The sequence below is a fragment of the Streptomyces griseosporeus genome (genome assembly GCF_014656055.1).
GTDB lineage: Bacteria > Actinomycetota > Actinomycetes > Streptomycetales > Streptomycetaceae > Streptomyces > Streptomyces griseosporeus.
This window is the reverse complement of the sequence record NZ_BNBR01000009.1, coordinates 189,727-214,384: the sequence shown is the minus strand read 5'-3', so window position 1 is coordinate 214,384 and position 24,658 is coordinate 189,727. Positions and strand designations below refer to the sequence as shown.

General features: G+C 71.8%; 20 protein-coding genes. 14 read left to right on the top strand and 6 right to left on the bottom strand.

Annotated features, from left to right (window positions below; genetic code table 11):
* Nucleotides 1-2 precede the first annotated feature (2 nt).
* Nucleotides 3-659 (bottom strand): MBL fold metallo-hydrolase, encoded by a 657-nt coding sequence (locus IE308_RS34365; RefSeq protein WP_190220885.1) that lies wholly within the window; start codon nt 657-659, stop codon nt 3-5.
* A gap of 105 nt (nt 660-764) precedes the next feature.
* Nucleotides 765-1,451, bottom strand: a complete 687-nt coding sequence (locus tag IE308_RS34360) for a maleylpyruvate isomerase family mycothiol-dependent enzyme (protein ID WP_110627387.1) — start codon at nt 1,449-1,451, stop codon at nt 765-767.
* Nucleotides 1,452-1,686: 235 nt separating this feature from the next.
* Here IE308_RS34360 and uvrA point away from each other — a divergent pair, with 235 nt between their 5' ends.
* Nucleotides 1,687-4,704, top strand: a complete 3,018-nt coding sequence (uvrA, locus tag IE308_RS34355; protein WP_190220884.1) for an excinuclease ABC subunit UvrA — start codon at nt 1,687-1,689, stop codon at nt 4,702-4,704.
* A gap of 80 nt (nt 4,705-4,784) precedes the next feature.
* Here the strand turns inward: uvrA and IE308_RS34350 are convergent, their stop codons facing one another.
* Nucleotides 4,785-5,339, bottom strand: a complete 555-nt coding sequence (locus IE308_RS34350; protein ID WP_190220883.1) for a YceI family protein — start codon at nt 5,337-5,339, stop codon at nt 4,785-4,787.
* Between the two features lie 101 nt (nt 5,340-5,440).
* On the opposite strand from IE308_RS34350, the gene IE308_RS34345 reads away from it, so the two are divergent.
* Nucleotides 5,441-6,304 carry a helix-turn-helix domain-containing protein gene (locus tag IE308_RS34345; protein WP_190220882.1) on the top strand — a complete coding sequence of 288 codons (864 nt, stop codon included), beginning with the start codon at nt 5,441-5,443 and terminating at the stop codon, nt 6,302-6,304.
* Between the two features lie 12 nt (nt 6,305-6,316).
* Here IE308_RS34345 and IE308_RS34340 read toward each other — a convergent pair whose 3' ends face one another.
* Nucleotides 6,317-7,234: a carbohydrate kinase family protein gene (locus IE308_RS34340; protein ID WP_190220881.1), complete on the bottom strand. Its 918-nt coding sequence runs from the start codon at nt 7,232-7,234 to the stop codon at nt 6,317-6,319.
* Nucleotides 7,231-8,262 (bottom strand): LacI family DNA-binding transcriptional regulator, encoded by a 1,032-nt coding sequence (locus IE308_RS34335; RefSeq protein ID WP_190220880.1) that lies wholly within the window; start codon nt 8,260-8,262, stop codon nt 7,231-7,233. Before IE308_RS34335 ends, IE308_RS34340 begins: the two co-directional genes overlap by 4 nt.
* A 194-nt stretch (nt 8,263-8,456) precedes the next feature.
* Between IE308_RS34335 and IE308_RS34330 the strand changes: the two genes are divergently transcribed.
* Nucleotides 8,457-8,873 carry a Rieske (2Fe-2S) protein gene (locus IE308_RS34330; RefSeq protein WP_190220879.1) on the top strand — a complete coding sequence of 139 codons (417 nt, stop codon included), beginning with the start codon at nt 8,457-8,459 and terminating at the stop codon, nt 8,871-8,873.
* A 49-nt stretch (nt 8,874-8,922) separates the two neighbouring features.
* Here the strand turns inward: IE308_RS34330 and IE308_RS34325 are convergent, their stop codons facing one another.
* Entirely contained in the window at nt 8,923-9,870 is a 948-nt protein-coding gene (locus tag IE308_RS34325; RefSeq protein WP_110627380.1) for a hypothetical protein, read from the bottom strand.
* 282 nt (nt 9,871-10,152) lie between these two features.
* Here IE308_RS34325 and uvrC point away from each other — a divergent pair, with 282 nt between their 5' ends.
* The 11 genes from uvrC to pgi all read left to right on the top strand — a co-directional run bounded on the left by uvrC (nt 10,153) and on the right by pgi (nt 24,637).
* Nucleotides 10,153-12,192: an excinuclease ABC subunit UvrC gene (gene uvrC, locus IE308_RS34320; protein ID WP_110627379.1), complete on the top strand. Its 2,040-nt coding sequence runs from the start codon at nt 10,153-10,155 to the stop codon at nt 12,190-12,192.
* A complete protein-coding gene (rapZ, locus tag IE308_RS34315; RefSeq protein WP_110627378.1) occupies nt 12,189-13,232 on the top strand; it encodes an RNase adapter RapZ in 1,044 nt (347 codons plus the stop codon). Before uvrC ends, rapZ begins: the two co-directional genes overlap by 4 nt.
* Nucleotides 13,229-14,296: a gluconeogenesis factor YvcK family protein gene (locus tag IE308_RS34310; RefSeq protein WP_190220878.1), complete on the top strand. Its 1,068-nt coding sequence runs from the start codon at nt 13,229-13,231 to the stop codon at nt 14,294-14,296. The genes rapZ and IE308_RS34310 overlap by 4 nt, the downstream gene beginning before the upstream one ends.
* Complete coding sequence (gene whiA / locus IE308_RS34305) at nt 14,287-15,276, top strand: DNA-binding protein WhiA (protein WP_190220877.1); 990 nt, start codon at nt 14,287-14,289, stop codon at nt 15,274-15,276. Before IE308_RS34310 ends, whiA begins: the two co-directional genes overlap by 10 nt.
* Before the next feature lie 165 nt (nt 15,277-15,441).
* A complete protein-coding gene (locus IE308_RS34300) occupies nt 15,442-18,399 on the top strand; it encodes a M14 family metallopeptidase (protein ID WP_190220876.1) in 2,958 nt (985 codons plus the stop codon).
* A 365-nt stretch (nt 18,400-18,764) separates the two neighbouring features.
* Nucleotides 18,765-19,772 (top strand): type I glyceraldehyde-3-phosphate dehydrogenase, encoded by a 1,008-nt coding sequence (gene gap / locus IE308_RS34295; protein WP_110627374.1) that lies wholly within the window; start codon nt 18,765-18,767, stop codon nt 19,770-19,772.
* A 155-nt stretch (nt 19,773-19,927) separates the two neighbouring features.
* A complete protein-coding gene (locus IE308_RS34290; protein ID WP_190220875.1) occupies nt 19,928-21,139 on the top strand; it encodes a phosphoglycerate kinase in 1,212 nt (403 codons plus the stop codon).
* A gap of 7 nt (nt 21,140-21,146) precedes the next feature.
* Nucleotides 21,147-21,923 (top strand): triose-phosphate isomerase, encoded by a 777-nt coding sequence (gene tpiA / locus IE308_RS34285; RefSeq protein ID WP_190220874.1) that lies wholly within the window; start codon nt 21,147-21,149, stop codon nt 21,921-21,923.
* A 107-nt stretch (nt 21,924-22,030) separates the two neighbouring features.
* Nucleotides 22,031-22,267 carry a preprotein translocase subunit SecG gene (gene secG, locus IE308_RS34280; RefSeq protein WP_110627372.1) on the top strand — a complete coding sequence of 79 codons (237 nt, stop codon included), beginning with the start codon at nt 22,031-22,033 and terminating at the stop codon, nt 22,265-22,267.
* Nucleotides 22,268-22,464: 197 nt separating this feature from the next.
* Nucleotides 22,465-22,800: an RNA polymerase-binding protein RbpA gene (locus IE308_RS34275; RefSeq protein WP_003957010.1), complete on the top strand. Its 336-nt coding sequence runs from the start codon at nt 22,465-22,467 to the stop codon at nt 22,798-22,800.
* A gap of 181 nt (nt 22,801-22,981) precedes the next feature.
* Nucleotides 22,982-24,637 (top strand): glucose-6-phosphate isomerase, encoded by a 1,656-nt coding sequence (pgi, locus tag IE308_RS34270; RefSeq protein WP_190220873.1) that lies wholly within the window; start codon nt 22,982-22,984, stop codon nt 24,635-24,637.
* The last annotated feature ends 21 nt before the right edge of the window (nt 24,638-24,658 follow it).

Sequence of the window (24,658 nt, the reverse complement as noted above, 5' to 3'; positions counted from 1 at the left end):
GGTCACCACCCGCGCGCGTGCCACTCCGGCAGATGCGGCCGTTCCGCGCCCAGCGTCGTGTCGTTGCCGTGGCCGGGGTAGACCCAGGTCTCGTCCGGCAGTACGTCGAAGATCTTGGTCTCCACGTCGTGGATCAGGCGGGCGAAGGCCTCGGGGTCCTGGCGTGTGTTGCCGACGCCGCCGGGGAAGAGGCAGTCGCCCGTGAAGACGTGCGGGTGGCCGTGCGGGTCGTCGTAGACCAGCGCGATCGAGCCCGGCGTGTGCCCGACGAGGTGGCGCGCGGTCAGCTCCACCTGCCCCACCCGGATGACGTCGCCGTCGTCCACCAGGACGTCGGTGGGCACCGGGATGCCCTCGGCGTCGTCGCGGCCGGCGTGGGTGCGGGCGCCGGTGGCCGCGACGACCTCGGCGAGCGCCTGCCAGTGGTCGGCGTGCCGGTGGGTGGTGACGACGGAGGCGATGCCGTCGTCACCGATCATGCCGAGCAGCGTCCGCGCCTCGGCGGCGGCGTCGATCAGGAGCTGCTGGTCGGTGGCCCGGCAGCGCAGCAGATAGGCGTTGTTGTCCATGGGCCCGACCGCGATCTTGGTGATCATCAGGTCCTTGAGCTCGTGCACGTCCGCCGGGCCGCCGACCGTCACCTGTCCGCTGTACGTCATGGACGTCAGCCTAGTGCCGAGCCCCCGCGAGCGACCGCCGGGCGGCCGCCCTCCGGGCCTCGGCGCCGCTCCGGGCCCGCACACGGGCCGCAGCCGCTCCGCGTCCTACAGCGGCGGCAACGCCGGCAGCGCGCCGCCGTCCACCCTCAGCGCACCGCCGTCGCGGCGGCCCGCCAGCCACCCCAGCAGGTCGGCCGGGGCACCGCTGACCGTCACCTCGGGCCCGGCCGCCTCCCGCCCGGTGCTCCACGCGCGCGTGCCGTCGGTGACCCGGGTCGGCGGCACATCGGGGTGCCCGGAGAAGCGGGCCGCCAGGAAGTCGATCTCGCGCTCGGTGAACTCCTCCGGCAGGTCCTCCAGCTCGTAGCCGATGCCCAGGTCCACGTGGTGCAGCTCGACCTCGGCCCAGCGCCGGAACGGCACCCGGGCCGCGCTGTCGGTGACGCCGTTGCGCAGCTCCACCGTGCGCGACCAGTCGGCCGGCGCCGCGCCCACGGCCTGGAAGCGGGCCGCGGTCTCGCGCACGTCGGCGAGCTGCGCCTCCAGCGGGCGCGGGGCGTCCCGCTCGATGTCGGCGTCCCGGGCCTCGCCCGAGACGTACATGGGGCGGCCCTCCAGGACGTTCACGAGGGCGTCCGCGTTGCGGGCGAGGTGGGCGAGGACGTGGCCGCGGGTCCAGCCGGGGAGCCGTGACGGTTCCGTCACGCTCGCGTTGTCCAGCTTGGCGGCTGCCGTGAGCAGCCGCTCGGTCGCGTCCTGTACAGACGCCAGGTCACGTGCGTGATCAATCATGCTGCTGACACTAGTCCGGCCACACCTTCGGGTGAAGGTGGTCGCGGCGGTGCCGTAAATCGAATGCACGTGCTATATGGTCGGACGTGGCGTCGGGCATGCTGGATGGCCGGGGATTGTTTGCATCCGGTGAACCAACCCGGGAATCCGACCGGCGTTGTCAGTGGCTCCCCCTAGTCTGGGAAAGACGGGGGCCCCGCCCCTGTCACTTCTCTCAAGAAAGGTGCGGACCGGCGTGGCCGACCGTCTCATCGTCCGTGGCGCGCGCGAGCACAACCTGAAGAACGTCTCGCTCGACCTGCCCCGTGACGCGCTCATCGTCTTCACGGGCCTGTCCGGGTCGGGCAAGTCCTCCCTGGCCTTCGACACCATCTTCGCCGAGGGCCAGCGGCGCTACGTGGAGTCGCTCTCCTCGTACGCCCGCCAGTTCCTCGGCCAGATGGACAAGCCGGACGTCGACTTCATCGAGGGTCTGTCGCCCGCCGTCTCCATCGACCAGAAGTCGACCTCGCGCAACCCGCGCTCGACGGTCGGCACCATCACCGAGGTCTACGACTACCTGCGCCTGCTCTTCGCGCGCATCGGCAAGCCGCACTGCCCGGAGTGCGGCCGGCCGATCTCCCGCCAGTCGCCGCAGGCCATCGTCGACAAGGTCCTGGAGCTGCCGGAGGGGAGCCGCTTCCAGGTGCTGTCGCCGCTGGTGCGCGAGCGCAAGGGCGAGTTCGTCGACCTCTTCGCCGACCTGCAGACCAAGGGCTACTCCCGCGCGCGTGTCGACGGCGAGACGATCCAGCTGTCCAACCCGCCGACGCTGAAGAAGCAGGAGAAGCACACCATCGAGGTGGTCGTCGACCGCCTCACGGTCAAGGACTCCGCCAAGCGCCGCCTCACCGACTCCGTGGAGACCGCCCTCGGCCTGTCCGGCGGCATGGTCGTGCTCGACTTCGTCGACCTCCCCGAGGACGACCCCGAGCGCGAGCGCATGTACTCGGAGCACCTGTACTGCCCGTACGACGACCTGTCCTTCGAGGAGCTGGAGCCGCGCTCCTTCTCCTTCAACTCGCCCTTCGGCGCCTGCCCCGACTGCACCGGCATCGGCACGCGCATGGAGGTCGACCCGGAGCTGATCGTCCCGGACGAGGACAAGTCCCTCGATGAGGGCGCCATCCACCCCTGGTCGCACGGCCACACCAAGGACTACTTCGGCCGCCTGATCGGCGCCCTCGCCGACGCCCTCGGCTTCCGCACCGACATCCCCTTCGCCGGGTTGCCCCAGCGCGCGAAGAAGGCCCTGCTCTACGGCCACAAGACGCAGATCGAGGTCCGCTACCGCAACCGGTACGGCCGCGAGCGCCGCTACACCACGCCCTTCGAGGGCGCCGTCTCCTTCGTCAAGCGCCGGCACAGCGAGGCCGAGTCCGACGCCAGCCGCGAGCGCTTCGAGGGCTACATGCGCGAGGTGCCCTGCCCCACCTGTGAGGGCACGCGCCTGAAGCCGATCGTCCTCGCCGTCACGATCATGGGCAAGTCGATCGCCGAGGTCTCAGGCATGTCCATCAGCGACTGCGCGGACTTCCTGGGCGAGCTGAAGCTCAACGACCGCGACAAGAAGATCGCCGAGCGGGTGCTGAAGGAGGTCAACGAGCGGCTGCGCTTCCTCGTCGACGTCGGCCTCGACTACCTCTCGCTCAACCGCGCCGCCGGCACGCTCTCCGGTGGCGAGGCCCAGCGCATCCGGCTCGCCACCCAGATCGGCTCCGGCCTCGTCGGCGTGCTGTACGTCCTCGACGAGCCGTCCATCGGCCTGCACCAGCGCGACAACCACCGGCTGATCGAGACCCTGGTCCGGCTGCGCGACATGGGCAACACGCTCATCGTCGTGGAGCACGACGAGGACACCATCAAGGTCGCCGACTGGATCGTCGACATCGGCCCCGGCGCCGGCGAGCACGGCGGCAAGGTCGTGCACAGCGGCTCCCTGAAGGAGCTGCTCGCCAACGCCGAGTCGCAGACCGGCCAGTACCTGTCGGGCAAGAAGGCCATCCCGGTGCCCGACGTGCGCCGCCCGCGCGACCCGTCCCGGCAGCTCACCGTGCACGGCGCCCGCGAGAACAACCTCCAGGACATCGACGTGTCCTTCCCGCTGGGCCTGTTCACCGCGGTCACCGGCGTCTCCGGCTCCGGCAAGTCCACGCTGGTCAACGACATCCTGTACACGCACCTGGCCCGCGAGCTGAACGGCGCGCGGAACGTGCCGGGGCGGCACACGCGCGTGGACGGCGACGACCTCGTCGACAAGGTCGTCCACGTCGACCAGTCGCCCATCGGCCGCACCCCGCGGTCCAACCCGGCGACGTACACCGGCGTCTTCGACCACATCCGCAAGCTGTTCGCCGAGACCACCGAGGCGAAGGTCCGCGGCTACCTGCCCGGCCGCTTCTCCTTCAACGTCAAGGGCGGCCGCTGCGAGAACTGCGCGGGCGACGGCACCATCAAGATCGAGATGAACTTCCTCCCGGACGTGTACGTCCCGTGCGAGGTCTGCCACGGTGCCCGCTACAACCGGGAGACCCTGGAGGTCCACTACAAGGGCAAGTCCATCGCCGAGGTCCTGAACATGCCGATCGAGGAGGCCATGAACTTCTTCGAGGCGGTCCCGGCGATCAACCGCCACCTCAGGACGCTCCACGACGTCGGCCTCGGGTACGTGCGCCTCGGCCAGTCCGCGACCACGCTGTCCGGCGGTGAGGCCCAGCGCGTCAAGCTCGCCAGCGAGCTGCAGAAGCGCTCCACCGGCCGCACGGTCTACGTCCTCGACGAGCCGACCACCGGTCTGCACTTCGAGGACATCAGCAAGCTGCTGAAGGTCCTCTCCGGCCTGGTCGAGAAGGGCAACACGGTCATCGTCATCGAGCACAACCTCGACGTGATCAAGACCGCCGACTGGATCGTCGACATGGGCCCCGAGGGCGGCGCGGGCGGCGGCCTGGTGGTCGCCGAGGGCACGCCGGAGGAGGTGGCCGGCGTTCCGGCCAGCCACACCGGCAAGTTCCTGCGGGAGATCCTCGGCGCCGACCGGATCAGCGACGCCTCGATCCCGGCGCCCCGCGCCAGGACGACGGCGAAGAAGACGGCGGCCGCCAAGAAGACCGCGGCCACCAAGAACAGCACGGCCGCGAAGAAGACCGCGACCGCGAAGAAGACCGCCACCAAGGCGGCGGCGAAGAAGACGAGCCGGTCCGCCAAGGCCTGACCGGCCCGGAAGTCCTCCGTACGACGCCCGCGGGCCCCACCGGACCATCCCCGGTGGGGCCCGCGGGCGTCTGCGTCCGCTCAGCCGCCGGCCGGCTGCACGAACTGCAGGTCGAGCTGGATCCCGACCACGTCCCCGAGCACCCCCGGCGCGAAGTCCAGCCCGAAGTCGCTGCGCCGGATCCGGCCCCTCGCCCCGAACCCGGCATGCCGGGCGCTGCCGACGGGCGAGTCGCCGAGCCCGCCGAAGTCCACCGCGAGCGACACCGGCCGGGTCACGTCCCCGATCGTCAGCTCGCCGTCCACGGTCCATTCCGCGCCCCCGCCCCGCACCCGGGTCGAGCGGTACGTCATCGTCGGCCGCCTCGCCACGTCCAGCCGGTCGGCGGCCCGCAGGTGCGCGTCCCGCTCGGGGCTGCCGGTGTCGACGGAGGCCAGCTCGATCGTCGCCGACACCCGCACGTCGTCGGCGGTCGCACCGACGTACAGCTCGGCCCCGAAGGCGGAGAAACGTCCCCGCACCGTGGAGATGCCCAGGTGGCGGATGGTGAAGTGCACCGAGGAGTGCAGGGGGTCCATGGTCCAGTGCCCCGGAGCGAGCGGCAGCGCGGCCGTCGTGATCGCGTCGTTGGTCATGCCGCCACCCTGCGGCCCGCGCGCCGGGCCAGGGAGGCCGGGCGCAGCCTGGTAGCGACAGGGCCACCCTCGGACGGAGGGGCGTTGGTACGTTCGACGCCGTGAGCGACAACGAGTTGGGCACGTTCCTGCGCGGCCGGCGCGAAGCCGTCACCCCGGCCGAGGCCGGGCTGCCCGCCGGCGTCCGCCGCCGCACCCCGGGCCTGCGCCGCGCCGAACTGGCCACGCTCGCCGGCATCAGCGTCGAGTACCTGACCCGTCTGGAGCAGGGCCGCGACCGCCACCCCTCGGCGCAGGTGCTCGGCGCCCTCGCCGACGCGCTGCGGCTGACCCTGCGGGACCGGCTGGCACTGCGCCGCTACGCCAAGGAGGCGGAGGGCGGCGACCCGCTGATCTGCGCGGCCGCCCCGCCGCACACCCGCACCGCGCGCCCCGCCGTACGGGCCGTCGTGGACCGGCTGGAACCCGCGCCCGCCGCGGTCCTCAACCGGATCGGTGACGTCCTGCACCGCACCACCGGCTACGAGCGCCTGTGCGGGCCGCTCGGGCTGTTCGACACGGACCGCCCCAATCTGCTCCGCCACCTGTTCACCGACCCGCGCGCCCGCCGCGCCTACCCGGCCTGGGACCGCGTCGCCGACGACCTGGTCGCCCACCTGCGGCACGAGGCCCCGGTGAACGACCCGTACGTGGCCGAGCTGGCCGAGGAGCTGACCCTGACGGCGGGGGCGGAGTTCGCCGACCGGTTCGCCGACCTGTCCGTGACGCCCCGGCGCACCGGGAACCGGCGGATCGAGCACCCGGAGGCGGGCCCGCTCGACCTGCTGTACGAGACGCTGATGCTGCCCGACGACGGGCAGCGGGTGCTGGTCCACCTCCCCGCCGACGAGGCCACCGCCGCCGCCCTGGACCGCCTCACGGGCCTGCGCCCCGGCGCGCTGCGGGCGGTGGGCCGGGCCGGCTGAACGGCGCCGGGGTCAGTCCGACGGGCCGTCCAGCTCATGGGCGTACGGCGGTTCCGCTCCCGCCCGGGAGCAGGTGACGGCCGCCGCGCGGGCCGCGAACCGCAGCAGCCGGGTCCAGCCCTGCGCGCCCAGGGCGGTCAGGGCCTCGGGGGAGAGGGCGTCGCGGGCGGCCAGGCCGTGCAGCAGGGCCGCGTTCACCGTGTCCCCGGCGCCGATGGTGTCGACGACGTCGACCCGCTCGCCCGGCACGGCGTGCACGGCGCCGTCCGCCGTGTAGGCGGTCAGCCCGTCGCCGCCGTGCGTGATCACGACGGCCGCGGGACCGGCGGCCAGCCACTCCTGCGGGGTGCCGCCCAGCCAGCGGGCGTCCTCCTCGGACAGCTTGAGCAGTGTCACCGACGGCAGCCAGTTCTTGAACCGCGCCCGGTAGGCGTCCGCGTCCGCGATGAGCCCCGGCCGGATGTTCGGGTCGAGAGCGGTGAACACACCCCGCGCCGAGGCGTGCCGCATCAGCTCCTCGTACGCGCTCGCCCCCGGCTCCAGCACCAGCGAGCACGTGCCGAAGGACACCGCGCGGGTGCCGGCGGGCAGCGTGGCGGGCGCGGTGAAGAGCCGGTCGGCGGTGCCCTCGACGTAGAAGGAGTAGGCGGCCGAACCGCCCGCGTCGAGTGTGGCGACCGCGAGCGTGGTCGGCTCCGGCCCGCGCCGTACGGCCGTGACGTCCACCCCGGCCCGGCGCAGCCCGTCGAGCAGGGCCTCGCCGAACGCGTCGTACGACACCCGGGAGCAGAAGGCGGCGGGCGAGCCGAGGCGGCCGAGCGCCACGGCGGTATTGTACGGGCCGCCGCCGAGTGCCGGGGTGAGAGCGGCCAGGGCGCCCGTGCCCTGCGGTACCAGGTCGATCAGGGCCTCACCGGCGACGACGATCACGAGTCGGTTCCTTTCTCGGGGCACCCGCAGGAGGTGCGGTGTACGAAGGCGCACGGCAGCCGTACGGTCCGGGCGGGCCGGTCCGGCCGGCCGAGCCGGTCGAGCAGCACCCGCACCGCCCGCGCGCCGATCTCCCGGCTGGGCTGGGCGATCGCGGTGAGCCGGGGCGAGAACAGGTCCGCCCAGGCGAAGTCGTCGAAACAGCACAGCGCGATGTCCCCGGGCACGGACAGGCCGTGCGCGCGCAGGGCCCGCAGGGCGCCGAGGGTCATCGCGTTGTTGGCGCTGACCAGGGCGGTGGGCCGGGAGCCGAGGGACAGCAGGGCGGCGGTGGCCTGTTCGGCGCCGGCCGAGGCGGAGTCGCCGTGCACGACGAGCCGCTCGTCGTACGGCAGCCCGGCGGCGGCCAGGCCCTGCCGGTACCCGCTGATCCGCTCGGCGGTCGTGCTCAGCCCGGGCAGGCCCGCGACGAGGCCGATGCGCCGGTGCCCCAGCTCCGCGAGGTGGGTGACGAGCCGGGCCGTCGGAGCGGCGTTCTCGGCGCACACCTGGTCGAAGGGCGGCGCCCCCTCGGCCGTGGTGTCGAGCACCCGGTCGAGGAGGACGGCGGGCACCCGGTGCCGTTCGAGGTAGGCCACCAGCGCGGCCGGCCGGGCGGACGGGGCGACGATCATGCCGTCCACCCGGCGCTCGTGCAGCAGCTGGACGACCTTGCGCTCGTGGTCCGGATCGTCGTGCGGGTCGGCGATGAGCAGGCCGTACCCGTGCTCCAGGGCCGCCGCCTCGACGCCCTGGAGGATCTCCGTGAAGTAGGGGTTGCTGATCGCGGACACCGCCAGCCCGATGGAGCGGGTGCGGGACGTCACCAGGGAGCGGGCGAGGGTGTTCGGGGTGTAGCCCAGCTCCTCGATGGCGTCCAGGACGGCCTGGCGGGTGTGGGGGAGCACCGGGCGGGTGCCGTTCAGCACGTGCGAGACGGTCGCCACGGAGACCCCGGCGGAGCGTGCGACGTCGGCCATGGTCGGCATGCGGTCTCCCTTCCGGACGGCGGCCCGCGGGGCCCGGCGGGTGGGCCCTGGCCGGGAAGCTATCCCATCCGAGGGGTGGACGTAAACGCTTGCGCAAGCGTTTACGTCCCCGAGACCGGCGTGCCGCCCCCTGATCGTCACCGGGTATCGTCGGCACCCACCCCGTCGGACCAGCGATCCCCTGGAGACCCCCTATGCCCGGCCGCCCCGCCCCGAGCCGTCGCGCCCTGCTGAAGGGAGCGGCCGTCACGCCCGTCGCCGGGTTCGGGCTGGCCGCCTGCTCGGCCGGGGACTCGCCGGGCCGGCCCACGGGGCCGGTGGAGCTGGGCGCGGAGAGCGAGGTCCCGCAGGGCGGCGCCCGGCTGTACCGTGACCACAACGTGGTCGTCAGCCGGGACGCGAGCGGCGGGCTGAAGGCCTACAGCACCATCTGCACGCACGCGCAGTGCCCCATCAACAAGCTGGAGGGCACCAAGCTGATCTGCCCGTGTCACGGCAGCCAGTTCGACGCCACGACCGGCGAGGTCCTCCAGTCCCCGGCCACCACGCCGCTCAAGCAGCTGCCCGTGCAGGTGAAGAACGGCAAGATCGTCGCCGGGCCCGACGCCTGAGCCGGGCCCCGCTCCCTCACCCGCTCACCGCCCCCCGCGGGCTACCGCCTCACTCCCACTCCCAGCCGATCCCCACCACCCCCGCCCGCACCCGTGGCTCCACCAGGTGCACGGAGCGGTGCCGTCCGCTCAGCGGCAGATCGTGGCGGGCGCTGCGCGGGGCCGCGGGCGAGTTCTGGGTGAAGCGCTGGCAGCGCGCCGGCAGCGCGTTCTCGTCGAACCGCACCTGCAGCGCGTACTGCCCGCCCGGGACGCCGAAGTCCCGGACGTACTCGTGGCAGACACCCGCGGTGCCGTCCTCGACGGCGTACCGGAACAGGAAGGTGTCCCCGGCCCGCAGCCGCGTGTCGAACAGCAGCTCGGCCACCAGGATGCCGGTGCCGTGGTGCAGCCGGATCCGGCCGGTGCGGCAGTTCTCCAGGGCGTGCACGGCCATGCGCTCCGGCACGCACCCCGGGTCGCCGTGGTGGACGGCCAGAAAGCGGTCCACGCCGTCGCGGTGGGCCCGCACGATGTGGTGGGACTCACGGGCCAGCAGCTCGCGGCGCGCCCCGATCCGCACCCGCTCGTGGTGGCCGAGGGCGTGCAGCCCCCCGTCGGGCGGCGCGTCCAGCTCGCCGAGCAGCCGCTCCAGGGTGCCGGAGGCCTCGACGAGGGAACGGTAGGAACGGGCCGCGGGCCGGTCCGGCCCGGTGCGCCCGTCGGTACCGGCCAGCAGCCGGATCAGTGACTCGTCCGGCAGCTGGAGGATCTCCTCCAGCGCGCGGACGGCGCGCAGGGACTCCGGGCGCTGCGGGCGCCGGGCCCCCTGCTGCCAGTAGCTCAGGCTGGTGACGCCGACTCTCACCCCGTACCGCGTCAGATGGTGCTGCACCCGCTGGAGCGGCAGTCCGCGGGCGGCGATCGCGGCGCGCAGCGCGACATGGAAGGGGCCGCCCCGCAGGGCCGTGTCCAGTTCGGTGGCGGCGACGTCCGCGTGCTGTGTGGCGTGCGGCATGCAGGCGCCTTTCTGTGAATGATCACAACGGCTGGTCAGACCGTTGGCTGGTGGTCGGGGCCGCCCGTCGGCGCGGGACGGTTCTTCACATCCGTAAGCCGGCGTTCCCGGCCCCGAGTTCCCCCGCATTGAAGCGTGTTGACCAAGTCCCGACAACACCCGCAACCCGGCCGCCGCGCGCCTCTGGCCGAGACGGAACGCCTCCGGCGCCGCCGCGGACGCGGACGGGGCGTTGTCCACAGGCCCGCCGCGCTGTCACCCCTCGCCAGTAGGGTGTGAGACATGGCCGATCCCTCCAGCTACCGCCCCAGGCCGGGCGAGATCCCGGACTCCCCCGGGGTGTACAGGTTCCGCGACGAGCACCGCCGGGTGATCTACGTCGGAAAGGCGAAGAGCCTGCGCCAGCGCCTGGCCAACTACTTCCAGGACCTCGCGGGCCTGCACCCGCGCACCCGCTCCATGGTCACCACGGCCGCGTCCGTGGAGTGGACGGTCGTGTCCACGGAGGTCGAGGCGCTGCAGCTGGAGTACTCCTGGATCAAGGAGTTCGACCCCCGGTTCAACGTCAAGTACCGCGACGACAAGAGCTACCCGTACCTCGCGGTGACGATGAACGAGGAGTTCCCGCGCGTGCAGGTGATGCGCGGTCACAAGAAGAAGGGCGTCAGGTATTTCGGCCCGTACGCGCACGCGTGGGCCATCCGCGACACCGTCGACCTGCTGCTGCGGGTCTTCCCGGTGCGCACCTGCTCGGCCGGAGTCTTCAAGAACGCCTCCCGCACCGGCCGCCCCTGCCTGCTCGGCTACATCGGCAAGTGCTCCGCGCCCTGCGTCGGCCGGATCGACCCCGTGGACCACCGGGACCTGGCCGAGGAGTTCTGCGACTTCATGGCCGGCCGCACCGGCACCTACCTCCGCCGTCTGGAGAAGCAGATGATGGAGGCGGCCGACGAGATGGAGTACGAGCGGGCGGCGCGCCTGCGCGACGACATCGAGGCGCTGAAGAAGGCGATGGAGAAGAACGCGGTCGTGCTGGCCGACGCGACCGACGCCGACCTCATCGCCGTCGCCGAGGACGAGCTGGAGGCGGCCGTCCAGATCTTCCACGTGCGCGGCGGCCGGGTGCGCGGCCAGCGCGGCTGGGTCACCGACAAGGTCGAGGAGGTCACCACCGGCGCCCTCGTCGAGCACGCCCTCCAGCAGCTCTACGGCGAGGAGACCGGCGACGCCGTCCCCAAGGAGGTCCTGGTCCCGGCCCTGCCCGACCCGGTGGAGCCGGTCCAGGAATGGCTGACCGGCCGCCGCGGATCCGGCGTGTCGCTGCGCATCCCGCAGCGCGGGGACAAGAAGGCGCTGATGGAGACCGTGCAGCGCAACGCCCAGCAGGCGCTCGTGCTGCACAAGACCAAGCGCGCCTCCGACCTGACCACCCGCTCGCGCGCCCTGGAGGAGATCGCCGAGGCCCTGGCCCTGGACAGCGCCCCGCTGCGGGTCGAGTGCTACGACATCTCCCACCTCCAGGGCGACGACGTGGTGGCCTCCATGGTCGTCTTCGAGGACGGCCTGGCCCGCAAGAGCGAGTACCGCCGCTTCCAGATCAAGGGCTTCGCGGGCCAGGACGACGTCCGGTCCATGCACGAGGTGATCACCCGCCGTTTCCGCCGCTACCTCGCCGAGAAGGAGCGGACGGGGGAGTGGGGCGACGGCGACGACCTCAAGGACGACGAGGGGCTGCTCACGGCGGGCGGCCTGAAGGACGAGGACGGCCGGCCGAAGAAGTTCGCCTACCCGCCGCAGCTGGTCGTCGTCGACGGCGGCGCCCCGCAGGTCGCCGCGGCGAAGAAGGCGCTGGACGAGCTGGGCATCGACGACATCGCGGTGTGCGGTCTGGCCAAGCGGCTGGAGGAGGTCTGGCTGCCGGACGAGGACGACCCGGTCGTCCTGCCCCGCACCAGCGAGGGCCTCTACCTGCTGCAGCGCGTCCGGGACGAGGCGCACCGGTTCGCGATCACCTACCAACGAGCCAAACGCGCCAAGCGCTTCCGCTCCAGCCCCCTGGACGACGTACCGGGTCTCGGCGAGACCCGCAAGCAGGCGCTGATCAAGCATTTCGGGTCGTTGAAGAAGCTGCGGTCCGCGACAATCGATCAGATCTGCGAGGTTCCGGGCATAGGCCGCAAGACGGCCGAGACCGTCGCCGCGGCCCTCGCCCAGGCGGCCCCGGCCGCACCCGCCGTGAACACGGCGACCGGAGAGATCATTGAAGACGGGGAGCCCGTCGCCGCGGGCGCCCCGGACGAACGACGGGGGCAGGAGCCATGAACGAGCACGACGCACGGCCCGCGGACCGAGATCCCGCGCAGCACGACACGGACGGGCAGAGCGCCCGACGGGGCGACGGCGAGCACGCCGCCCGCCCGGACCAGGGCGAGCAGACCGCCCGCCACGACAACGGAGCACAGGTGAGTACGGGCATCGAGACAGCCGGGGTCCCCGAGGCGGCCATCCCCGAGCTGGTGATCATCTCCGGCATGTCCGGAGCCGGCCGCTCCACGGCCGCCAAGTGTCTGGAGGACCTCGGCTGGTTCGTCGTCGACAACCTGCCGCCCGCCCTGATCCCCACCATGGTGGAGCTGGGCGCCCGCTCCCAGGGCAACGTGGCCAGGATCGCCGTCGTCGTCGACGTGCGCGGCCGGCGCTTCTTCGACAATCTGCGCGAGTCCCTCGCCGACCTCGACAGCAAGGGCGTCACCCGGCGCATCGTCTTCCTGGAGTCCTCCGACGAGGCCCTGGTGCGCCGCTTCGAGTCGGTGCGCCGCCCGCACCCGCTCCAGGGCGACGGCCGCATCGTCGACGGCATCGCCGCCGAGCGGGAGCTGCTGCGCGAGCTGCGCGGCGACGCCGACCTGGTGATCGACACCTCCAGCCTCAACGTGCACGAGCTGCGGGCCAAGATGGACGCCCAGTTCGCCGGCGAGGAGGAGCCCGAGCTGCGGGCCACCGTGATGTCCTTCGGCTTCAAGTACGGCCTCCCCGTCGACGCCGACCTCGTCGTGGACATGCGGTTCCTGCCCAACCCGCACTGGGTCCCGGAGCTGCGCCCGTTCACCGGCCTCAACGAGGAGGTCGCGGCGTACGTCTTCAACCAGCCCGGCGCGAAGGAGTTCCTCGACCGGTACGCCGAGCTGCTCCAGCTGGTCGCCGCGGGCTACCGCCGCGAGGGCAAGCGCTATGTGACCATCGCGGTCGGCTGCACCGGCGGCAAGCACCGCTCGGTCGCCATGTCGGAGAAGCTCGCCGCGCGGCTCGCCGCCGAGGGCGTGGAGACGGTGGTCGTGCACCGGGACATGGGACGCGAATGACAGGACGTTCTCCGCGGCTGAGCCGGCTGCGTCGCGTGGTGCCCGACGGGCGCGCGAGCCGGCCCGCCGAGGCCCGCGGCGGCAGACCGCGCCGCCGGGGCACCCAGCCCAAGGTGGTCGCCCTCGGCGGCGGCATGGGCCTGTCCGCCTCGCTCGCCGCGCTGCGCCGGATCACCGGCGACCTCACGGCCGTCGTCACCGTCGCCGACGACGGCGGCTCCAGCGGCCGGCTCCGGGACGAGCTGGGCGTCCTGCCGCCCGGCGACCTGCGCAAGGCGCTGGCCGCGCTGTGCGGCGACGACGACTGGGGCCAGACCTGGGCCCGGGTCATCCAGCACCGCTTCCAGTCCAAGGGCGAGATGCACGGCCACGCGGTCGGCAACCTGCTGATCGTCGCGCTGTGGGAGCAGCTCGGCGACCACGTGCAGGCCCTCGACCTGGTGGGCAAGCTGCTCGGCGCGCAGGGCCGCGTGCTGCCCATGTCCGCCGTGCCGCTGGAGCTGCAGGCCCTGGTCAAGGGGCACGACCCGGAGCGACCCGAGGACGTGGACACCGTCCGCGGCCAGGCCACCGTCGCGCTCACCCCCGGCGAGGTGCAGTCCGTGCACCTCGTGCCGCACGACCCGCCCGCCGTCCCCGAGGCGGTCGAGGCGGTCCTCGACGCGGACTGGGTCGTCCTCGGCCCCGGCTCCTGGTTCTCCTCGGTCATCCCGCACCTGCTCGTGCCGCAGCTGCTGGACGCCCTCCAGGAGACCAAGGCACGCCGGGTACTCTCACTGAACCTCGCCCCGCAGCCGGGAGAAACCGAAGGCTTCTCCCCGCAGCGTCATTTGGAGGTTTTGGGCCGACACGCCCCTAAACTCGCCCTGGACGTGGTGCTGGCCGACGAGGCCGCCGTGCCCGACCGCGACTCGCTGACCGACGCCGCCAAGCGGTTCGGCGCCGCGGTGGAGCTGGCGCCGGTGGCCCGGACCGACGGCAGCCCCCGGCACGACCCGGAGCTGCTGGCCGCCGCGTACGACCGTAGTTTTCGGATGCATGGAAGGATCGGCCCATGGCGATGACGCCAGCGGTGAAGCACGAGATCTCCCGGCTCCCCGTCACCCGCACCTGCTGCCGGAAGGCGGAGGTCTCCGCCATCCTGCGGTTCGCCGGCGGCCTTCACCTGGTGAGCGGGCGCATCGTGATCGAGGCGGAGCTGGACACGGCGATGGCGGCCCGACGCCTCAAGCGGGACATCCTGGAGATCTTCGGCCACAGCTCGGAACTGATCGTGATGGCGCCCGGCGGGCTGCGCCGCGGCTCGCGCTACGTCGTGCGCGTCGTCGCGGGCGGCGACCAGCTGGCCCGCCAGACCGGCCTGGTCGACGGCCGGGGCCGCCCGATCCGCGGCCTGCCCCCGCAGGTCGTCTCCGGCGCCACCTGCGACGCCGAGGCCGCCTGGCGCGGGGCGTTCCTGGCGCACGGCTCGCTCACCGAGCCCGGCCGATCCTCCTCCCTGGAGGTGACCTGCCCGGGCCCGGAGGCCGCGCTCGCCCTGGTCGGCGCCGCCCGCCGGCTGTCCATCGCCGCCAAGGCGCGCGAGGTGCGCGGCGTGGACCGGGTCGTGGTCCGCGACGGCGACGCGATCGGCGCGCTGCTCACCCGGCTCGGCGCCCATGAGTCGGTGCTGGCCTGGGAGGAGCGCCGGATGCGCCGCGAGGTGCGCGCCACGGCCAACCGCCTCGCCAACTTCGACGACGCCAACCTGCGCCGCTCGGCCCGCGCGGCCGTCGCGGCGGGCGCCCGCGTGCAGCGCGCGCTGGAGATCCTCGGCGACGAGGTGCCCGAGCACCTGGCCGCCGCCGGCCGGCTGCGCATGGAGCACAAGCAGGCCTCCCTGGAGGAGCTGGGCGCGCTCGCCGACCCGCCGCTGACCAAGGACGCGGTCGCGGGCCGGATCCGCCGGCTGCTGGCGATGGCCGACAAGCGCGCCGCCGACCTCGGCATCCCGGGCACGGAGGCCAACCTCAGCGAGGAACTGGCCGACAACCTCGCCGGCTGACGCCCCGCCGGGAACAGCCGAAACACCGTCAGAACGCCGGTGCCTGCGCCCGATCGGGTGCGGTCACCGGCGTTTTGCCGTCTTTGACGCGGTCTTGACTGGATCATGGACTGTCATGAGCCTGGCAGAGTTCGCTGCTGTGGCGGACCCACTCCAGGGGGGTTCATGAGACCTAGAGCGAGATCGATCCTCGCTGTCGGCGCGCTCCTGATCGGCGGAGCGTCCCTCTCACCCGTCGCCCAGGCACAACCCGGAAGCCCACCCCGCACCTCCGACGCGGACGAAGTGAAGGTGTTCCGCGCCGACGTCACCCGGCAGCAGGTCCCCCTGCTGCTGGCCGCCGGACAGGACGGCCACGAGCTCGGCGAGCAGATCCCCGCCAAGGGCCGGGGCACCGTCGAGGTCTACCTCACCGACAAGCAGGCGACGGCACTGCGCGAGCAGGGCGTCGCCCTCACCGAGCACACCCTCTCCGCCCGGTCCGAGAGCCGCGTCGAGGCCGCCGCCGACGGCGTGTTCCGGCCGTACAGCGGCAGCGGCGGCCTGAAGGAGGAGATCCTCCGCACCGCACAGCAGCACCCCGACCTCACGAAGGTCGTCTCCATCGGAAAGACCGTCAAGGGCCAGGACATCCTCGCCGTCAAACTCACCAGGAACGCCCGGAAGTCCGAGGACGGCAGCCGGCCCGCCGTCCTCTACATGTCCAACCAGCACGCGCGCGAGTGGATCACGCCGGAGATGACCCGCCGGCTGATGCACCACTACCTGGACCACTACAAGAGCGACAAGCGGATCAAGCGGATCGTCGACTCCACCGAGCTGTGGTTCGTGCTCTCGGCCAACCCCGACGGCTACGACTACACCTTCCAGGACGACTCCACCCGCCTGTGGCGCAAGAACCTGCGCGACGTCAACGGCGACGGCGTCATCTCCACGGGCGACGGCGTCGACCTGAACCGCAACTTCGCCTACAAGTGGGGCTACGACGACGAGGGTTCGTCCCCCAACCCCACCAGCCAGACCTACCGCGGCGCCGCCCCCGCCTCCGAGCCCGAGACCCGGGCGCTGGACGCCTTCGAGAAGCGGATCGGCTTCCGGTACGCCATCAACTACCACTCCGCGGCCGAACTCCTCCTGTACGGCGTCGGCTGGCAGGTCGCCACCCCGACCCCGGACGACGTCCTGTACAAGGCGCTGGCCGGCACATCGGAGAACTCGGCGATCCCCGGCTACCACCCGCAGGTCTCCTCCGAGCTGTACACCACCAACGGCGAGGCGGACGGCCACGCGGGCAACGTCAACGGCATCGCCATGTTCACCCCGGAGATGTCGACCTGCCAGACCGCCTCCGACGCCGACCCGGGCGACGCCTGGAACGCGGCCGACTGCCGGTCGGTCTTCACGTTCCCGGACGACGAGAAGCTGATCCAGCAGGAGTTCGCCAAGAACGTCCCGTTCGCGCTCTCCGTCGCCGAGACGGCCGCCCACCCGGACACCCCGTCCTCCTCGGTCGGCTTGAGCGCCGCCGACTTCACCCCGGCGCCGTTCACCACGTCGTACTCCCGCGGCGCGGACCAGGAGGTCGCCGTCACCGTCCGCAAGGCGGTGCGCGACAAGGAGCTGAAGTACCGCGTCAACGGCGGCCGCACCGAGGACATGGCGCTGCGCCCGTGGCGCGGCGGCGAGAGGTACGGCGGCGCCGACAACCTGTACTTCGACGAGTACCGGGCCAAGATCCAGGACGGCGACCCGGGCGACACCGTCGAGGTGTGGTTCACCGGCGAGACCCGCGGCGGCAAGAAGGTCTCCAGCGAGCACTTCACCTACACCGTCGCCGAGCGCCCCCGCGCGGACGTCCTCGTCGTCGCCGAGGAAGGCGCCGCGGCCAGCCAGGCACAGCTCTACACCGACGCGCTGAAGGCGGCCGGCCGCAAGGCGGTCGTCTGGGACGTCGCCACCCAGGGCGCGCCCGACGCGCTCGGCGTGCTGAGCCACTTCGACACCGTCGTCCACTACACGGGCGGCTCGGTGCCCGGCAACGCCACCCAGCTCCAGCTGCGCGCCTTCCTCAACGAGGGCGGCCGGCTGATCGAGGCGGGCGAGCGGGCGGGCGGCAGCGTCGACCTCGGCGGCGGCAACCTGTCGGACGACTTCAGCCAGTACTACCTGGGCGCCTACTCCCGCACCTCCACCCCGGGCGCCTCCGGCTTCACCGGCTCCGGCCTGCTCGGCGGCTTCTCCGGCGCCCTCGGCGACGCGCCCGGCAACCCGCTCGACCGCGCGGGCACCTACGGCGTCACCTCCGAGGAACTGCCCGCCGACCGCTACCCGCAGTTCGCGAGCGCCGGCGCCGGACAGTTCGCCGGCACGGTCAACCCGTACGGGCCGTACGCGGGCTCCTTCATGGCGGCCGCCGTGCACACCGACGACGCCTACAAGCGGCTCACCCGCACCATCGACCTCACCGGTGTCACCGCGGCCGAGGCGCCCGCGCTGCGCACCCGGCTGCTGTGGGACACCGAGCCCGGCTACGACCACGCGATCGTCGAGGCGCACACGGCCGGCGCCGACGACTGGACGACCCTGCCCGAGGCGGGAGGCGCCACGAGCGACGCCGTCCCGGAGGAGTGCGGGGCCGGGTTCTACGTAGGGGAGCACCCCTGGCTCACCCACTACCTGACCCTGACCGCGAGCGGCTGCACCGCGAGCGGCACCAGCGGCGCCTGGCACAGTCTCACCGGCGCCTCCAGCGGCTGGCAGCAGGTGGCCTTCGACCTCGGCGCCTACGCCGGCAAGCGGGTCGAGGTGTCGATCAGCTACGTCACCGACCCGGGCACCGGCGGCCACGGCGTCCTCGCCGACGACGCCCAGCTCGTCACCGGCGGCACGGCCCGCGAGACCGAGGGCTTCGAGACCTCGCTCGGCGCCTGGCAGGTCGCGGGCCCGCCCCCGGGCAGCCCCGCCGTCCTGAAGGACTGGACCCGCACCGGGACCCTGTTCCGCACGTACGGCGCGGTCACCACCGACGACACCGTGCTCCTCGGCTTCGGGCTGGAGCACATGGCATCCGCCGCCGATCGCGCGGCCCTGCTGCGGAAGGCGCTCGCCGCGCTCGACGCGTGACGCGCGCCTCCCGGAGAGAGTGAGGGACGCGATATTGACAGAACTCCGCTCACCTTGCTCGACAGGTGAGCGGAGTACCTCTCAGGGGTGCGGGAACAGGGTCGGTATCAGGTGAGCCGACCCGCTCACGAACGAGTGATGACGCCGCCGAAAGGGGTAGGCATTCCATAGGAAAAGCGGGCGAATCCATCGCCGTTCCACGAGGTCCGTACCCCTACCGGCGGGTACGGAACGCCTGCCCGTGTATGTGGCATCTCGATGTCACCCTGGGGCCCTCCGGGAGGTAGGGTCGGGGGTGGTCGGGGACATCCCAATACAGCTCGCCGGCGACAACGGAGCCGGCGTACCAACGAGGAGATCGGTTCGTGACGATCCGCGTAGGCATCAACGGCTTTGGCCGCATCGGTCGTAACTACTTCCGCGCGCTGCTGGAGCAGGGTGCAGACATCGAGATCGTGGCTGTCAACGACCTGGGTGACACCGCGACCACCGCTCACCTGCTGAAGTACGACACCATCCTGGGTCGTCTGAAGCAGGAGGTGTCGCACACCGCCGACACCATCACCGTCGACGGCAAGACCATCAAGGTCCTCTCCGAGCGCAACCCCGCCGACATCCCCTGGGGCGAGCTGGGCGTCGACATCGTGATCGAGTCGACCGGCATCTTCACCAAGAAGGAAGACGCCGCGAAGCACATCGCCGGCGGCGCCAAGAAGGTCCTCATCTCGGCTCCTGCCAAGGACGAGGACATCACCATCGTCATGGGCGTCAACCAGGACAAGTACGACCCGGCGAACCACCACGTCATCTCCAACGCCTCCTGCACCACCAACTGTGTGGCGCCGATGGCCAAGGTCCTCGACGAGAACTTCGGCATCGTCAAGGGCCTGATGACGACGGTCCACGCGTACACGAACGACCAGCGCATCCTGGACTTCCCGCACAAGGACCTGCGCCGCGCCCGTGCCGCCGCGGAGAACATCATCCCGACCACCACGGGTGCCGCCAAGGCCACCGCGCTGGTCCTGCCGCAGCTCAAGGGCAAGCTGGACGGCATCGCCATGCGCGTCCCGGTCCCGACCGGCTCGGTCACCGACCTGGTCGTCGAGCTCGGCCGCGAGGTCACCAAGGAAGAGGTCAACGCCGCCTTCCAGAAGGCCGCCGAGGGCGAGCTGAAGGGCCTCCTCGACTACACCGAGGACCCGATCGTCTCCTCCGACATCGTCAACGCCCCGGCGTCCTGCACCTTCGACTCCTCCCTGACCATGGTCCAGGAGGGCAAGAACGTGAAGGTCATCGGCTGGTACGACAACGAGTGGGGCTACTCCAACCGCCTCGTCGACCTGACGGTCTTCGTCGGCAACCAGCTCTGATCCCCAGAGCAGGCACTTCGATGTGAGAGCAGGGCCCGGCCAGCGCACCGCCGCGCTGACCGGGCCCTGACTCACGTGCGGCCCGGCCGTCCCACGGCGTGCCGGGCGTCTCTACGATCTAGAGCAGCACAAGCCCTCACCAGGAGTCCTCTTCCATGAAGACGATCGACGAACTTCTCGCCGACGGAGTGGACGGCAAGCGGGTCTTCGTCCGCGCCGACCTCAACGTGCCGCTCGACGGCGGCACCATCACCGACGACGGCCGCATCCGCGCCGTCCTGCCCACGGTGAAGGCCCTCGCCGACGCGGGCGCCAAGGTGGTCGTCGCCTCGCACCTGGGCCGCCCCAAGGGCGCCCCGGACCCGGCCTTCTCCCTCGCCCCCGCCGCCGCGCGCCTCGGCGAACTCCTCGGCCGTGACGTCGCCTTCGCGACGGACACCGTCGGCGAGTCCGCGCAGGCCACCGTCGCCGGCCTGACCGGCGGCCAGGTCGCCGTCCTGGAGAACCTGCGCTTCAACCCCGGCGAGACCGCCAAGGACGACGCCGAGCGCGCCGCCTTCGCCGAGCAGCTCGCCGCGCTCGCCGACGCCTACGTCGGCGACGGCTTCGGCGCCGTGCACCGTAAGCACGCCTCCGTGTTCGACCTGCCGAAGCGGCTCCCGCACTACGCCGGCTACCTCATCGCCACCGAGGTCGGCGTCCTGAAGCAGCTCACCGAGGACGTCAAGCGGCCCTACGTCGTCGCGCTCGGCGGCGCCAAGGTCTCCGACAAACTCGCCGTCATCGACCAGCTCCTCGGCAAGGCCGACCGCCTCCTCATCGGCGGCGGCATGGCCTACACCTTCCTCAAGGCCAAGGGCTACGAGGTCGGTATCTCCCTGCTGCAGGAGGACCAGGTCCCGGTCGTCCAGGAGTACATGGAGCGCGCCGAGAAGAACGGCGTCGAGCTGGTCCTGCCGGTCGACGTCCTGGTCGCCACCGAGTTCCCGGACCTGAAGACCAAGGCCCCGGCGACCTTCACCACCGTCGACGCCGACGCCATCCCGGCCGACCAGGAGGGCCTGGACATCGGCCCGAAGACGCGCGAGCTGTACGCGTCCAAGCTCGCCGACGCCGCCACCGTGTTCTGGAACGGACCGATGGGCGTCTTCGAGCACCCCGACTACGCCGGCGGCACCCGGGCCGTCGCGCAGGCCCTCGTCGAAGCGGACGGCTTCACCGTCGTCGGCGGCGGCGACTCGGCCGCGGCCGTGCGTACGCTCGGCTTCGACGAGAACGCTTTCGGCCACATCTCGACCGGCGGCGGCGCCTCCCTCGAATACCTCGAGGGCAAGACGCTCCCCGGCCTCGCCGCACTGGAGGACTGAACCCCGTATGAGCACCCGTACGCCGCTGATGGCGGGCAACTGGAAGATGAACCTCAACCACCTGGAGGCCATCGCCCACACCCAGAAGCTCGCCTTCGCCCTGGCCGACAAGGACTACGAGGCCGTCGAGGTCGCCGTCCTGCCCCCCTTCACCGACCTGCGCTCCGTGCAGACCCTGGTCGAGGGCGACAAGCTCAAGATCAAGTACGGCGCCCAGGACATCTCGGCGCACGACGGCGGCGCCTACACCGGCGAGATCTCCGGCCCGATGCTGGCCAAGCTGAAGTGCACCTACGTGGTCATCGGCCACTCCGAGCGCCGCCAGTACCACAACGAGACCGACGAGCTGGTCAACGCCAAGGTCAAGGCCGCCTACAAGCACGGCCTCACCCCGATCCTGTGCGTCGGCGAGGAGCTGGACGTCCGCGAGGCGGGCAACCACGTCTCCCACACCCTCGCCCAGGTCGAGGGCGGCCTGAAGGACCTCCCGGCCGACCAGGCCGAGACCATCGTGATCGCCTACGAGCCCGTGTGGGCCATCGGCACCGGCAAGGTCTGCGGCGCCGAGGACGCCCAGGAGGTCTGCGCCGCGATCCGCGCCAAGGTCGCCGACCTGTACGACCCGGACGTGGCCGACAAGGTCCGCATCCAGTACGGCGGCTCCGTGAAGTCCGGCAACGTCGCCGAGATCATGGCGCAGGCCGACATCGACGGCGCGCTGGTCGGCGGCGCCTCGCTGGACGCCGACGAGTTCGTCAAGATCGTGCGTTTCCGCGATCAGTGAGCCGGGCTGTGAGTATGCGGTAACGGCGATTCGTCGTACCCTTGCGGGGTCCAGCGGTGTCCGCTGGGCCCCGTCGTCCATCCGAATCCGAGGAAGTTGGTCCAGCCGTGGTTTTGGGGTTCTCGATCGCCCTGATCGTCTTCAGCCTGCTGCTGATGCTGCTGGTGCTGATGCACAAGGGGAAGGGCGGCGGCCTCTCCGACATGTTCGGTGGCGGCATGCAGTCGTCCGTCGGCGGTTCGTCGGTCGCCGAGCGCAACCTCGACCGCATCACCGTCGTGATCGGTCTGCTGTGGTTCGCCTGCATCGTCGTCCTCGGCATCCTGATGAAGTCGAACAGCTGACCCGCCTCTTCCCCACGTAAGGCCCCATGTCGGGTACGCGCCGCGCGGCGCGGCCTATCATGGGGCTTGCGTCTGGGTGCGGGGGGCTTGTAACTCCTATCACTGGACGCGCGTTGGGCCTTACGTAGACTGAGGCGCTCGCAGCGAAGCGAAACGCCGACTCGCTTCGCGGCACCATCACGCAGGGAGTTACGACCGTGGCAAGTGGCAACGCGATCCGAGGAAGCCGGGTCGGGGCGGGGCCGATGGGCGAGGCCGAGCGCGGCGAGTCCGCGCCGCGTCTGCGCATCTCCTTCTGGTGCTCCAACGGGCACGAGACGCAGCCGAGCTTCGCCAGCGACGCGCAGGTGCCCGATACCTGGGACTGCCCGCGCTGCGGCTTCCCCGCAGGACAGGACCGGGACAACCCGCCGGACCCGCCGCGCACCGAGCCCTACAAGACGCACCTCGCGTACGTCAGGGAGCGGCGCAGCGACGCGGACGGCGAGGCGATCCTCGCCGAGGCACTCGCCAAACTCCGGGGCGAGATCTAGACACCGACGACCGGCCGGGCACCGAAAGGTGCCTGGCCGGAGCTGTTCCGGGACCGACTGCCGCCGCTCTTCGGCATGCCCTCCTCCGCCCGCACCGCCCCGGCCGATCAACTAGGTTGGGACGCGCCAGAACAGGCAGCCGGAGCAGGCTGAAGAGAAGCTGAAGAGGGCTAAGTCGGACATGAACGCAGACGGTCGTACCAGGCTCAACCAGACGCCCGAGTGGACCGCGCTGGCCGAGCACCGCGAGGCGCTCGGCCAGGTGCGGCTGCGTGAGCTGTTCGCCGCCGACCCCGGACGCGGCACGGGATACGCGCTCCAGGTCGGCGACCTGTACGTCGACTACTCCAAGCACCTCGTCACCGACGAGACGCTGCGGCTGCTGCGCGAGCTGGCCGCCGCCACCGATGTGTTCGGGCTGCGCGACGCCATGTTCCGCGGCGAGAAGATCAACACCACCGAGCACCGGGCCGTACTGCACACGGCGCTGCGCGCCCCGCGCGACGCGGTGATCGAGGTCGACGGCGAGAACGTCGTCCCGGCCGTGCACGCCGTCCTGGACAAGATGGCCGGCTTCGCCGGGCGGGTCCGCTCCGGCGAGTGGACCGGCCACACCGGCAGGCGCATCCGCAACGTCGTCAACATCGGCATCGGCGGCTCCGACCTGGGCCCGGCGATGGCCTACGAGGCGCTGCGCGCCTTCACCGACCGCGATCTGACCGTGCGGTTCGTCTCCAACGTGGACGGCGCCGACCTGCACGAGGCCGTGCGCGACCTGGACCCGGCAGAGACCCTGTTCATCATCGCCTCGAAGACCTTCACCACCATCGAGACGATCACCAACGCCACCTCCGCGCGCAACTGGCTGCTCGGCGAGCTGAAGGCCGGTCAGGAAGCCGTCGCCCGGCACTTCGTGGCGCTCTCCACCAACGCCGAGAAGGTCACGGAGTTCGGCATCGACCCGGACAACATGTTCGAGTTCTGGGACTGGGTCGGCGGCCGCTACTCCTACGATTCGGCGATCGGCCTCTCCCTGATGATCGCCATCGGCCCGGACGCCTTCCGCGAGATGCTCGACGGCTTCCGCCTCGTCGACGAGCACTTCCGCACCGCGCCCCCCGAGTCCAACGTGCCGCTCCTGCTCGGGCTCCTCGGCATCTGGTACGGCAACTTCCTCGGCGCCCGGTCGCACGCCGTGCTGCCGTACTCCCACTACCTGTCGAAGTTCACCGCCTACCTCCAGCAGCTCGACATGGAGTCCAACGGCAAGTACGTCGGCCGGGACGGCCACGAGGTCGACTGGGCGACCGGGCCCGTCGTGTGGGGCACGCCCGGCACCAACGGGCAGCACGCCTATTACCAGTTGCTCCACCAGGGCACCCAGCTGATCCCGGCCGACTTCATCGGCTTCGCCGAGCCGGTCGCCGAGCTGAGCGAGGAACTGAAGGCGCAGCACGACCTGCTGATGGCCAACTTCTTCGCGCAGACCCAGGCCCTCGCCTTCGGCAAGACGCCGGAGGAGGTGCGGGCGGAGGGCGTGCCCGAGGAGCTGGTGCCGCACAAGACGTTCCAGGGGAACCACCCCACGACGACGATCCTGGCGCGCGAGCTGACCCCGTCGGTCCTCGGCCAGCTCGTCGCGCTGTACGAGCACAAGGTGTTCGTGCAGGGCGCCGTCTGGAACATCGACTCCTTCGACCAGTGGGGCGTGGAGCTGGGCAAGGTCCTCGCCAAGCGCGTCGAACCCGCCCTCACCGAGGGCACCGAGGTGCCGGGACTGGACGCCTCCAGCACGGCACTGGTCGCCCGGTACCGGGAGCTGCGCGGCCGGCGCTGAACGTCCCGTAGACTCCCCGCG